Annotated in this window: 8 protein-coding genes; 6 read left to right on the top strand and 2 right to left on the bottom strand. The window is 46.6% G+C overall.

Translation table 11 applies throughout. From position 1 onward, the window contains the following. The 5 genes from ACJMNB_RS10550 to ACJMNB_RS10530 form a co-directional block, all read left to right on the top strand. Nucleotides 1–1,173 (top strand): DUF5915 domain-containing protein (locus ACJMNB_RS10550; protein ID WP_405342223.1); only part of this gene is annotated, 1,173 nt, incomplete at its 5' end. A gap of 290 nt (nt 1,174–1,463) precedes the next feature. After that, a complete protein-coding gene (locus ACJMNB_RS10545; protein ID WP_405342221.1) occupies nt 1,464–2,054 on the top strand; it encodes a prepilin-type N-terminal cleavage/methylation domain-containing protein in 591 nt (196 codons plus the stop codon). Nucleotides 2,055–2,069: 15 nt separating this feature from the next. Beyond that, entirely contained in the window at nt 2,070–2,570 is a 501-nt protein-coding gene (locus tag ACJMNB_RS10540) for a type II secretion system protein (RefSeq protein WP_405342219.1), read from the top strand. Beyond that, complete coding sequence (locus tag ACJMNB_RS10535; RefSeq protein ID WP_405342217.1) at nt 2,567–3,940, top strand: type II secretion system protein J; 1,374 nt, start codon at nt 2,567–2,569, stop codon at nt 3,938–3,940. Before ACJMNB_RS10540 ends, ACJMNB_RS10535 begins: the two co-directional genes overlap by 4 nt. Nucleotides 3,941–3,953: 13 nt before the next feature. After that, a complete protein-coding gene (locus ACJMNB_RS10530) occupies nt 3,954–10,559 on the top strand; it encodes a hypothetical protein (protein WP_405342215.1) in 6,606 nt (2,201 codons plus the stop codon). A gap of 130 nt (nt 10,560–10,689) precedes the next feature. On the opposite strand, the gene ACJMNB_RS10525 is transcribed toward ACJMNB_RS10530, so the two are convergent. Together ACJMNB_RS10525 and ACJMNB_RS10520 are read right to left on the bottom strand one after the other, a co-directional pair. Next, nucleotides 10,690–11,286, bottom strand: coding sequence for a porin family protein (locus ACJMNB_RS10525; protein WP_405342213.1), 597 nt, complete (start codon nt 11,284–11,286; stop codon nt 10,690–10,692). A 22-nt stretch (nt 11,287–11,308) separates the two neighbouring features. Then, nucleotides 11,309–12,346, bottom strand: a complete 1,038-nt coding sequence (locus ACJMNB_RS10520; protein WP_405342211.1) for an NAD-dependent epimerase/dehydratase family protein — start codon at nt 12,344–12,346, stop codon at nt 11,309–11,311. Nucleotides 12,347–12,496: 150 nt separating this feature from the next. Here ACJMNB_RS10520 and ACJMNB_RS10515 point away from each other — a divergent pair, with 150 nt between their 5' ends. Next, complete coding sequence (locus ACJMNB_RS10515; protein WP_405342209.1) at nt 12,497–13,048, top strand: pseudouridine synthase; 552 nt, start codon at nt 12,497–12,499, stop codon at nt 13,046–13,048. Nucleotides 13,049–13,058 lie beyond the last annotated feature (10 nt).

Genomic DNA, 13,058 nt, shown 5'->3' with positions numbered 1-13,058 from the left:
AACCACAACGCCGACGCCGCCAAGGGCCAGTTGAACTGGAAGCCGGGTCAGGAAGTGAAGTCTGACAACGAACTTGACCGCTGGATGCTTGCAACGTTGCAGGATTTGGCCGCCAAGGTCGAAGTGGAAATGAAGGCTTACCGCTTGTACAATGTGGTGCCCGCTGTGATTGCCGCAGTCGATGACCTCACGAACTGGTACGTGCGCCGCAGCCGTCGCCGTTTCTGGAAGAGCGAAAACGATGGCGACAAGAACGCCGCCTACGCTACCATGTACAAGGTTCTCGTAGACTTCTCCAAGATTCTCGCTCCGTTCCTCCCGCTCCTCGCCGAAGAAATCTACCAGATTCTCGTGCGCGAAGTGGATGCCAATGCTCCGGTGAGCGTGCACCTCTGCGAGTTCCCGAGCGCCGACAAGTCCCTGATGGACGAAAAGCTCGTGGAACGCATCGCCATGGTGCGTGGCATGGTCGAAATGGGCCGCGTGATTCGCGCTACAAACAACGTAAAGAACCGTATGCCGATTGCCAGCATGACAGTCGTTGCTCACGGTAACGAAGAAAAGAACGTCGCCGAGACCATGAAGGACTTGATTCTCGAAGAACTCAACGTTCGCGAAATGAAGTTCCTCGAAGATGAGACGAAGCTCGTGCAGCTCTCCGCCAAGCCGAACTTCCTCGCCATCAAGGCGAAGGGTCCGGATTACGCAAAGAACATGAAGGTAATTTCCGCTAAGCTCAACAGCCTTACGGTTGATGAAATCAAGGCTCTCCAGGCTGGCGAAACGATTAAGTTCGAATTTGGTGAAGTTGGTGCTGACTGCTTGATGCTCAACCGCATCGTGGCCGACGGCATGGCCGTGGAAGCCAACCAGCACTTCACCGTGGCTCTGGACCTCAAGATCACGGACGAACTCCGCCGCGCCTGCGTGGCCCGCGAACTCGTGAACCGCATCCAGAACCGCCGTAAGGACCAGGACTACGCCATCACCGACAAGATCGAAGTGACCTTGTTCTCTGCAAGCGACGTGTTCAAGCAGGCTGTGGCCGAAAACGAAGCCTACATCGCTGGCGAGACGCAGGCAGTCGCTATCAAGTGGGCTGCCGCTGCCGATGGCCTCGAAGCCAACGACGCCGACGGGGAGGCCTTCGCCTTCACGACGGTTAAGGCTTAATCGTAGAATGACATTCCGGATCAGTCCCGGAATCCTCTAAAATTTGTCCCGCCCCTGTAAAAGGGCGGGACTTTTCATTCCAATTTGGACTATTGTGGCGAAAATCACAAATTTGATGCAGAAATTTACAAAAAAAGTGCGAATTTTGCATTATTTCGCCACTTTTGCATTTTTTTTGAGCGTTTTGTAAAAAAATAAGTTATTTTAGAAATGGTCTATCGGAAACGTTCTTGTTTGGACGTGGCCAAAGCTTTGTTCTATTTTTGTTTTGAAGTTGAGTGAGGTTTTTTATGGTATTTGCAAAGCTCCTTAGTCGCGGTGCAAAGTCCGGTTACACCTTGGTCGAGGTCCTGGTGGTGGTTATCATCATGGGTGTTCTTTCGACGGTGGGTGTTGCGGGCCTGCAGCGAGCTGTCGCTAACGCCCGCATAAAGGATGCTGCTATAAATACCGCTGCGTTCATTGAACGAGTTGCGAATGAGTCCAGCAGGCTTTCTGCCGTTTTATGTTTAAAAATCGATCCTGGCAACCCTCAGACCATTATTGTTGTCAAGGATGTAACTACAAAAAATTGTGCGGCTCCCAATGGGGGCGTTATCGATGAGTTTTCAATAGAAGCGCCCGCGAAATATGTATCGAAGACAACCCAAGGCTGCCCGACGAGTATGGTTGATTGGTTTGGTGGAAATAACCATGTCTTTAAACCGCGTATAGGCTTGTCTGCCGCGCCGCCCGAAGGTGGAGTCTGCATTCAATATGGTAGTCAAGATATTTATGGTGCTGTTCGAAAGGACAAAAAGGTAAATCGCGTTATTCCTATGTGGAAGGTTGGAAGCGACTTTACCCAAAATGGTAATTGGAGTAATTGGACGGAGTTGTAGAGAGTAGGTGGCGTTATGGTGAAGGTGTGTGAACATTTGCAGGGCAAATCTATTCCTCGTCACAAGCGGGGGTTTGGCATTGTCGAAGTGCTGGTCGCTGCGGCTGTACTTGGCTTTCTGTACATGGCGGTTCTCAATTTACAGGGTAGCAATCGTGATGCGTTACTTCGTATTCGCGGTCGAGATGGTGCGACGGAAGTTGCTCAAAATATCATTGACTCTTTGGGAGCCCTTGGCGTAGCCCGCTTGTCGGATGCATCTGTTGGTGCCACTGGCAAAATTTCGATTCCGAATATTGAACGTGTTTGGAAGGGCCAGCCTGGTGCCATTGATCATGATATGAAGGTTGTTTATGATGCCGAAGTTACCGTATCTCATGATGCTGACTACATGTCGCATAATACTACCATGCTGCAGAGTGTTCAGCATGTTTATGCGAAACGGCTTGATGTCAAGGTGAGTTGGCAATTTAAAAATTCCAGGCAATCTATTACGGTTTCGGGGGTGGTGCGATGAAGAACGCCAAGTCCGGTTTTACCCTTATGGAACTTATTGTCTACATGGGCATTGTAGGCATTGTTGTCGTGATTGCTGGTCAGGCGTTTAGTAACTCGACCAAGTTCCGTATTCGTACTGACAACATGATTAAAGCTACGCAGGAAGCCGAAAACGTGGCTATGCTTTTTAAAAATGACGTGGAACAGATGGGGGCTAAAATTTCGAAAGAAATAAGTGGTGCCGCAGGTTCTAACGATGTGTTTTCTGCCACCACTGATGCCCAGGATGTGTATATAAATTATGGGACAGATCAATCTTCGTATACCCTTACTGCCGGTACCGATTATGACGAATTGTCTTTCAGACGGTTCCGTTTCAATGAAAATGGACAGTATATTGCGGTTGAAGAAGTTGGTTGGTTTGTAAAAGGCGATACTCTAAAACGCTATTGCCGTACGATCTCTGGAATAGGAGATGATGATGTTTGCCCGAAGGTGGCTTCAGTCGCTGCGGCTAAACAAGACGCGATTGCCATGGCGAATGGGGTAAAGAAGTTCTTGGTTACTCCGGCAATGCCGGGGGTACATCATGATAATATTGCTCAAATTTTCCCGTCGTGCACTGCTGAGCCTTGTTCACAGGAATTTCGTTTGATTTCTCGTACGGGGAGCGTTGCGGGTGGTGGTGATTATATGACTCTTTCTATAGCTTCGGATGAATCGAATTATAGGAACGTGACGTTGACTGGCTTTGTTTCGAATTACGATAACAGCAATAATGCTCTTGCCGGAATGGCAGAAGCTGCTCCAAAGGTAAACCAGGTGTTTGCGATTGAAAATTCAGATGGGCTCGGTTCTTGGAGTGCTCGTTGTAGCGAGACGGGAAATCATTTCACATTGGAACCGAACATTGAATATGAGATTTCCTTTAGTCTGTTGAACAACGCCCATTATGAAAGAACTTTTGTTTCGGGCAAGGATCATATGGCTGTTGGTTTCCGTACTAGAGAAGGGGTAAAACCTGCGGGTGTAGATGATTTTATGTTCTTTCCGCCGATATCGGATCCGTCGTCTGGCACACGAAAAATGCGCTTTAGTGTGCCTAATAAAATTGAAAATGTGTGCCTAGTCTTTACCTTTGCTTGTTACTCGCCGCTTGTTGCGAGTGGCCGGATAACCATATCGGATTTGTCTTTGAAAAAAGTGGAAACGTCTAACTATTTCTTTGACTATTCTGAATCCAAGGAATTTTCTGTAAAAGATAAGGCTAAAGTAAAGGCGTTTAGGCTGCAATTGCAAGTGAGTAGAGGCGCTAAAAATGGTAAAAGTGGTGAAACCGGAGAAGTAGACTTGATTGTTCCCACACCTAGTAATGGCGTTAGTGATTAGCAAGGAGTTTCCTATGCAGATGAAATCCAAATTGAATAAATCCGGCGTATCTTTGATAGCCGTACTTTTGTTTATGCTGGTAGCGACCATTGCTGCTACTGCGACATGGAAGTGGATTACGAGCGAGGGTAAGTCTAGTGCTAGCCGCATGCTTAAACGCGAAGCTTACCAGAGTGCAGTTGCGGGTATCGAAAACGCTCGTGCATGGATGACATACCATGGCAATGAGCTGGGTGCTTTGATAAAGCAGTATTTTGATAATGGAAACAGACCTATCAAGTTGAATGACCAGTTGACTCCGTGGGTTCAAGGCAAGCAAAATTATGATGTGTGGCTTACAGGTGTCAATACGGGTTCTGCTCACAATTTTAAGCTGAAAATTCTTTCTAGAGGAACGTCTCGGAATAATTCAGAACATACGGAAGTTGCCGTATTCAATGTGGACGGCTTGTATCAAATGACGGTCCCGTCTATGGCTGTGGTCATGGATTATGATAAGGCGTTTTCTGGTTCAGTAGATGGTGATGCAACGAACTCCCCGACTTTAGAATCTGCTCTTATCAATGGCGATTTTTCTGGAAACCAACCTTCGGTGACAAGAGATCTTGTTGTTACTGGAAATGTCGTTCTGCAGGGAACGACTACTGCAGTCGGAGGAGATTTGTATGTAAAGGGGAATGCTTCTTTTAACTCCAATACGCAACTTGGAGGCGAAAATAGAGTAGCGTACATTGGGGGGTCGATAACGAGTTGTGAAGGTGGGTATTTGTCGTCGAGAGGTGATTTACTTGTTGAAGGCGATTATCCAGCTAATTGCGCTGTAGATGCAGACGGAAATTTGACTATCGGTGGAACCTTGTATAGGGGTTCTGCCACCTATAATTTTTATGTAGCACAGAATTTGGTGTTTAAGGAAACTGGTAAATTTGACTGGTCTGCTACAAATTCGCTGATTGCGGATGTACAAAGAAATGGTGTTAGGGGATCGACATATTTGGCTAATATTAGCGGCCAAAATAGTAATCGCCAAAGAGAGGTGACGTTAGGTAATCCGGTGTATCTTTATGAAAGTTTCCCGTCTGATATTCACTACTGCCAGAATGGTTGCGAAAAGAATGGGGTGCTGACCAAGGCGGATGCAGATTGTTCGAATAGGTGTGGCACTTGGAGTAAATTCTGCGAAGGATTCTTTACATCGTGCGGAACCGCTGGTACTGGTGCGGCGCAAGCTAATGTGGGTCTTGAAGACAATCGTTATTTTTCGTTCAGGTCTAATGAAAATCAGGGCCGAATTAGTGACGATCGAGTACATTCATGGAGTAGCAGTGACCCTGTCTTAAAAAATATTGGTGGAAACTATTGGGCAAATATTGAAAAGATGAATGCCTATGGCAATTTGATTAAGGAAGACAATAAAATTCCTCAGCCGGTTCTTCTGAAAGATACGAGTGTCTGGTTGCATAAAATTGCCAATGCCCATTGTAAAACGTTGGGCTACGAATGGGCTGATAAACATGATGCGGGTAAAATTTCTAGTGGAGACATGATGAATGAAAATACCCAAAAAGTTCTTAAGGCGCTGAATGATTGTTGGCAGAGAATGACAAATGATGGTGACAATACCCTCTATAATGGCTTTATGATAGTGAAGTTTGATGGTAGTGCTGCTAGCAATATGACTCAAACTGTTGTAGAAACGATGAACGGAAAGTTCGTGTTCTATTTTGAATCGCAAATGACGGGGGCGTTCTATCTTCCGCCCACGACTGAATCGTCTGCGATCATGCTCTATGCGAAAAACGGTGGTGGAACTCTCATGTCTGCTAGAACAGATGATACCCATCCGGGGCCCTATGTTTATAATTATTTCATTTTCTCGGATGGAACGAGCGATTCCCGAATGAATTTCTCTAATATAAAGATCAATGGTTCTGTAGTGATGGCGAATGATAGTAAGGCAAAGATTGCTGATGGCGGTGTAAATCTGCTGTATAACGGAGAAGTTCTTTCCAAATTGGCAGAAGCGGGCCTTATTGAACAGAACCCTGAATTTGGTAGTGATGAGGGCGCTGCTGGTGCCGCGATTGGTGTTGCGGGACAGAAGGACGGTTACTATATTGCCACAGCTCCGCAAATTCATGTGTCGCTAGTTAGTCGAAGTGAAAGCCATGAGTCTGTTCCAGCGGCTAATGCTGCTGATGCTGTTCAAGGGTCTTTCGTTATTCTTCCCCGTGTTATTTTCTTGCCTAGGAATCCTTATGGTAAATTGGGCGATTACATCAACGTGGTCAATTTGAATGGAGCAAATGAGCAAAAGAACATGTCCAATGTGGAATGTGGTGCGGGAATTCCGGTAGATCCAGATCTTTTGTATAATCGTGCTGCTGCGGCACCCTCGTTCTTGGTCCCTAATCTGTACGAGTGTACGTATGCGTCAAATGGTAAGTCGGTTCCGTTCTATATCAGGGTCCAAAATGCTGCCATTGGAAGCCAGCCTCCAGTTCACTTTGAAACAGATTATGAAGATATGAGTGGAACGGATACCAAGTACTTAAAGCTTGTTTATGAATCCACCGCAACGGCTGAAGCCTTTGAGGTTACCGTACAGAAACCGACTGGTGCGATTGCAAACTGGACTTTGACACCGAATAATGCAAAACTTAAGGATGGGACAACTTGTACAGATGCCGATGCTCAATGTACATTTACGTTGCATTTTGACAATAATTCGCCCATGACGTTGTTTACTGTTGCTACAAATGGGGCTACCGAGGGGACAGCTTTCTTCCAGATTACGGATTGTTCTGGATGTCAGCCTGTTGTTCCTAGCACAGAATCGTTCCAAATATCTAGTTCTGTAATTGTTAATCGCCACAGCATTTCGGAATACTGTAGAGTAGGTGGTCCTGGTGCGACTACGGATGATTGTAAGCCGGATGGCGCCTACTATGAAATGTCCCAGCTTGATTGGCCGGAATGTTCTGCTACAGGAACATGGGTTAGGGCTGCTGGTACAGGAGATGTTACGAATAATTGCCTTGCTAAATCGACTCAGCCAAATGATTCCTGGACGTGCGAATCGTCAGGCAATATTAGTTTGGTTGTTGATGAAAGCGAAGTCCCCGAGGGGTGTACGGCGGTTGTTCCTTCGTATTCTTTAGGGAGTCCTCTGACTCCGAATATGGCCTATAGCTTGTTTGGATCGCTAAAACGCAACAAGGTGAATTTCCATGTAGGTTTCAAGGGAGATTATCCCGGCAAGAGTATTACGGTAACATCATCTCGACTTGGAGGCTCGCAAATCTGTTCGGCTTCTACCGATGGATGTGATTATGCCCTTTTTGCAGGGGATAAAATTACGCTTAAGGCCGATGATGCCGATTTCTCCTATTGGGATTGCGATACGGAAAATAGTACGAACTGCACATCGGAAGAAATGTTGAGTGGCGAGACCCTGGAATTTGAAGCCGTTAGCGGAAACAATTCTGTAGATGCTTTGTTCTACCAAAAGGATAAACATTGTTTCTTTGATGAATTCAAAACGTCCAGAGAATGTGTTGGCGGTGATAACGACAATGAATGGAAATATTGCTTTGACTATTGCAACAGTTCCGAAAATTGCGGCATAGGCAATGGAGCTTTTAATGGATTTGCCAAATGGATTGTCATTGGAAATAGTGAATTACGGAATAAGATTCAGTATCAGGGTGGAAGAATTTGGCTTGAGGATTATTCCTATATACGGGGTAAAAAACAAGCGGACAGAGGCGTTTTAAAGATTCTCAGTTCTGTAAATGCAGGTCTGTATGGTTCTATGCGTGCGCAGTTCCAGGCTCCTAGACTTGTTGGTAGCGATGCCAAGTCTGTCGATGAATCTGGGTTCATGCTCCGTTCAGACAATCAGGCTTCTGCCTACATTCGGTTAAACGTTTTTGTGAATGCGGATGGGCACCTCACTGCGAAAGTCTGCATTGGTGATAATTGCCAAACTAATGTGTTGGCTGGTAATGGACGAGTCGGCAGTACTGAAGTTGTTACGATGACCGCGACCATTCGAAGTGCTGAAGGTGCCGATTTCTTGGATGTAGAAACAATTACTGGACACTATGGAAGCTTTAGAACTGGAGAAACAACCTTTGAACTGTCGCAGTTGAATGGATTTAGCGGGTTTACGACAAACGCGAATGAATATGTCGGTTTCATTCTTTCTGATCCTGATTTTAAGCTTTATGATATCGGCTGGAAGAGTGATACCTATAATAAAGAATGCTGGGATGCGTATCCGACTGTGAAATGCTCTTTTAAAGATGCCTACTTGGGTGGAATTGTTCCTAAGGATACTGCGACGCAGCCTTGGGTTGGCCTTTCGAGCTGGTTCAATAAAATGTCTTGTTCGATACAGTATTGGTACAATGGTAGTGATGCATGCTATCATCAGAATGATGGCGAGTATTATGAGTGTTCTCCTAATTACTATGTCTTTGGAAATGACGGTTCTCATGGTGTAGAAAGTACGGTGAATGGCGAAACTGTTGAAACCAATATGGCCATGGCTATGGTGCAGAATTGCGATGCATTGCTTTCTGACGAGAATATGGCTTTGCTATATGCAGAAAAGGCCAAATGTGGTGCTTTCTGGGTGGGTGAAGTTCAAAAGTGCTCTGAAAAGTTGACCGTATTTGATGAAACAACCCCAAGACAGGTGACTGCACATGCGAGTAATTTTAATGTTGGAACGTACGCTAATGCTGAAATATTTACGGCTGGTGGCAATAACGGTGCTAACATGCGTTCCGCTAAATTGCTGATACAAATTACGAATGAAAGCGGAAATGAGGTTGAAATTTATTTGCGTAGTGGAATTGGTGACGATGCTCTTTATAGCAAGTCTGCATATACCTCAAGTAATGGATTGGTAGCGATCAATGTAGACGACCTTTCGAAGGCAGAAGGCTTTAATCCGGAACATGTAACTGGCGTTATTGTAAGAAATCTTGGAACGGATGCGATTGATGTCGTGAAAATAGAAACGAACTGCGACAACATTCCGAAATTGACTTGTAAGGATGTTGTGTATGATGCGGGGCAATTCAAGGTAACTGTTGAAGCTAAGAATACGAAAAAAGTTTCTTCTTATTCAATGACGGCAACGGAGAATGAACAGTCTAACAGTTCTTTGAGTGTAAGTTATAATTGCGATGAAGGTAATTGTCCGCAACCGGATGTGCACAACTATATTGTGTTCAGTACGCCCGATTATAACCCATATTCTTCGGACGGTAATAAGAATTATGTATTCACAGTGAATATGATGGTTAAGAAAAATGGCGTAGAAGAACATGCTGAAGGATCTCCTTGTACGGTGTCCCGCTCTGTTACGGATGTCTCGGCAATGTGTCAATGGAGAGCGTATGCAGAAACGGCTCCCTATTCACTTGTGACCGGTTCTGGTTTCCCGCCGTTCCAGTATCGCCTTGTCTGTCCCGAAGGGAAAACGTGTCCGTATGAAATTTTCTATGACAATACGAAAATTCACGAGGGCTCGGGAAGTGTAAATAATTTTACAGAAGTTCCCAAAGACAAAACAAAGGATATTAATTCTCATAGAAGGCCTCTGATTGTTGATGGTGAGCATACGGTAACGTTCCGTAGTGCTAACAATGATGTAGTATTTGATTGCACGAAACGCTTTGTTGTGGTTGCAAAGCCGAATGATCCAGTTACCTGCAGCGTTTCTCATCAAACTACGCCTGTTGAGATTGATGCGTCCGGTCTGGGTGGTTCTGTGGCAATACCCAAAAATATGGTTACAGTCAAGAATTGTGGTGAAAGTAATTGTAAGTACACGATTAGGAAGGGCCCGGCTGATGCAGGTTCTACAAATACTTATTCCAAAGATTTTGACTTGTATTTTACGGGCCCGAACGAAGCCGGTGTTCATGATTACGAAGTGTTGATTCAGCGAGGCACCGAACCGGAGGCAAGATGTGGAAACTATAAGGTGAAGTTACCGCTGAATTTGGAGTGCGGCTCGTTTACGGATCCGGGAGCAACGGATCCTGTCGATGCGGGAACGTCGATTGACCCGCCTTCGCCATCGTTAAAAGTGTCGGGCGTTGTTTCTGGCTGTAATGGAAAATGCAAATATACCGTGAGCGGAGTTACGGGTGTGACTGGTAATAACTACGATGGAACATCTTCTATCAGTTCGTTTACTGATGCTACGGCTTCTGGTGAAAAGACCTATACTCTTACCGTTTCTCATGGAGATGGCCCGCAAAAGCAATCTATAGCGTGTCCCTTTACTGTGACTTATGCATCGTCAAACCCCGGTGGCGGAGGTGGAAACTTTGTAGAGATAAATGATTATCAGTCGTATAATGTGGAATGCGGGAAAACGATAAAGGTTACCATAGGTCAGGCCCAATGGAATAATACGGTGTTGGTATGTTCTGGTAACCCTGCAGGAACTGTTGGCGGTTTCACTAAAGCTGAAAATAATCCCGTAGATGTTACTGTATGTGGGACATATGGAAATGATGGAACTCCTATTACATGTACAGGAGAATATGCAACAGAATGCTCCGGGACATTGTCTTGCGTGCTGTCATTGCGTTAAAACTTTTTGGTGCGTTATAATAAGTTGCGTTTTTATGCAAAAAACACCGGTCCTTTCTAGGACCGGTGTTTTGTTTTATAAAGATGTTTGCCGTGATTTGAGTTCTGTGAAGTTTTCCAGGCGGTTAAAATTACATGAACCAGTAAATTCCGCTGACTTGGATCTGCATGTTCCTGAATGCCTGGTCGTCGTCTTCAAACTTTTTGCCGTCGACGATAGAGGTCAGGCCCACTCCGTAGCGAATGCTGAGGTCTAAATTGGGGGTGACCGGGCAGCCGATGCCGACATCGATGCCGATTTCGAAGACTTTGAGAGCGTCTTTCTTGCCGAGATCGGTTGTTTCAACATAGTTGTCGAAGTCTTGTTCAATTTTGGAACTCAGGAGAAATGCAAACTGTGGGCCAGCTTCGAAGTACATTTGAGGCAATGCGTTGAAGCGGGCGAGAACCGGTAATTCGATAGCCCAGGTGTTCCATTTGATTTCGTCGTTCGTTTGACGACGCCAGTCAACGTTGAGCTCGGGAACAACGGAGATCTTTTCGTTTACGGTAACCTTTGCGGCGGCGCCCACGGCAGCGCCAAGGCTCCAAGGAATTTCGAAGTCCTTGGCTCCGTCGCCCCAGAGGGTGCTGAAGTTTACTGCTGCATGTCCACCCATTTGGACTTGCGCAAATGAGATGCCGGTGGCGAGCAGGGAACCTGCAATAATGCGGGAGATCTTTTTCATTTTGTTTCCTCCGTAAAAATTGTTATCTGAGCGGATTCTTGTCGCTCTTGTACCACTTCATGAATTCGCCGATGCCATCGTGCAGGCTCCAGTGGGGCTTGTAGCCACACTCGGTTTCAAGTTTGGTGGTATCGGCGTTAGTCTGGTAAACGTCACCGGGCTGCATGGGCAAGAAGTTCTTCTTGGCAGGCTCGCCGTAAGCGTTTTCGATTTCGGCAATGAAATCCATGAGCTTTACGGGGTGGCTGCAGCCGATGTTGTAAATCTTGTAGGGCACGTTGTTGGGGCACTTGGCGGCATCGGGCACATGGTCCAGCGTATGGATGGTGCCTTCGGCGATATCATCGATATAAGTAAAGTCGCGGATCATGTCGCCGTTGTTGAATACCTTGATGGGCTCGCCCTTGGAGATGGCTCGGGCGAAGAGCATGGGCGACATGTCGGGACGTCCCCACGGACCGTATACGGTGAAGAACCGTAGACCCGCGACGGGCAGATTGTAAAGCTTGCTGTAGCTGTGGGCCATGAGTTCGTTACTCTTCTTGGTGGCAGCGTACAGGCTCACAGGATTGTCCACCTGGTCGTCTTCGTTGTAGGGCACTTTGCTGTTGAGGCCGTACACGGAGCTGGACGATGCGAACACTAGGTACTTGATTTCATTATGGCGGCAGGCTTCCAGAATGTTCAGGAATCCGACCAGGTTGCTTTGCAGGTAGGCGTAGGGGTTCGTGATAGAATAGCGCACGCCTGCTTGGGCGGCGAGGTTCACGACCTTGTCGAACTTTTCTTCGGCAAAGAGCTTGTCCAAGGGTTCCTTGTCGTCGATGCTCATCTTGACAAAGCGGCAGTTCTTGTACTTGGTGCTCTGCACCAGGGCGCCGTAGGTGAAGTTGTCGCCGGGCTGTTCGATTCCGCCTTCGCGGAGTCGCCCGTACTTGAGGCGTACATCATAATAGTCGTTGATGTTGTCTAGGCCCACCACTTCATCGCCGCGTTCTGCGAGCATGAACATGAGCTTGGAGCCAATAAAACCTGCTGCACCTGTAACAAGAATTTTCATACGAGATAATATAGTAAAGTGTCACAATTTAAGATTCAAATGGGCTTGTTGATTTCGTCATTGCGAGCGTAGCGATATACAACTGTTTATATGGATTGCTTTGTCGCTTTGACTCCTCGCAATGACGTTGGATTTCTACCTTTCTCGTTGATGTCTACAGTGATCTTGTTCAACAAGCCTTTTGGCGTTTTAAGCCAGTTTACGCCGGAGTCGGGGCACCCGGCGCTCGATACCTTCGGGTTCCCGCCGGGAGTGTATGCGGCGGGGCGCCTCGATCATGACAGCGAGGGGGCACTCTTGTTGACGGATAATGGCAAACTCATCAAGAAGCTTTTGGACCCCAAATTTGAACATCCGCGTACATACCTGGCGCAAGTCGATGGACAAATTACCGAAGAGGCTGTCCGCAAGCTCGCCAAGGGTGTGGATATCAAGGGTTATCATACCAAACCCTGTAAGGCCGAGATTGCTGAAGAACCGGACTGGCTTTGGCCTCGCAATCCGCCTGTGCGATTCCGTGCGAACATTCCTACCAGTTGGGTGCGCCTCACCCTCATTGAAGGCAAGAACCGCCAGGTGCGTCACATGACGGCGGCGGTGGGGTTCCCGACCCTGCGCTTGATTCGTGTGCAAATCGGCAACATTCCGCTGGGTGACTTAAAGCCGGGCGAGTGGCGCATTGTTACCGATAAAGTAATTTGACTTGTGGATT

This window comes from Fibrobacter sp. (assembly GCF_045131395.1).
Taxonomy (GTDB): domain Bacteria; phylum Fibrobacterota; class Fibrobacteria; order Fibrobacterales; family Fibrobacteraceae; genus Fibrobacter.
The sequence above is the reverse complement of the archived record's forward strand: the minus strand, read 5'-3'. Positions and strand labels throughout refer to the sequence as shown.

What these genes read in the sequence shown, in the direction of transcription:
- ACJMNB_RS10535 (WP_405342217.1), top strand. Translation starts at nt 2,567, where the DNA reads ATGAAGAACGCCAAGTCCGGTTTTACCCTTATGGAACTTATTGTCTAC.
- ACJMNB_RS10530 (WP_405342215.1), top strand. Translation starts at nt 3,954, where the DNA reads ATGCAGATGAAATCCAAATTGAATAAATCCGGCGTATCTTTGATAGCC.
- ACJMNB_RS10540 (WP_405342219.1), top strand. Translation starts at nt 2,070, where the DNA reads ATGGTGAAGGTGTGTGAACATTTGCAGGGCAAATCTATTCCTCGTCAC.
- ACJMNB_RS10525 (WP_405342213.1), bottom strand. Translation starts at nt 11,286, where the DNA reads ATGAAAAAGATCTCCCGCATTATTGCAGGTTCCCTGCTCGCCACCGGC.
- ACJMNB_RS10520 (WP_405342211.1), bottom strand. Translation starts at nt 12,346, where the DNA reads ATGAAAATTCTTGTTACAGGTGCAGCAGGTTTTATTGGCTCCAAGCTC.
- ACJMNB_RS10515 (WP_405342209.1), top strand. Translation starts at nt 12,497, where the DNA reads ATGTCTACAGTGATCTTGTTCAACAAGCCTTTTGGCGTTTTAAGCCAG.
- ACJMNB_RS10545 (WP_405342221.1), top strand. Translation starts at nt 1,464, where the DNA reads ATGGTATTTGCAAAGCTCCTTAGTCGCGGTGCAAAGTCCGGTTACACC.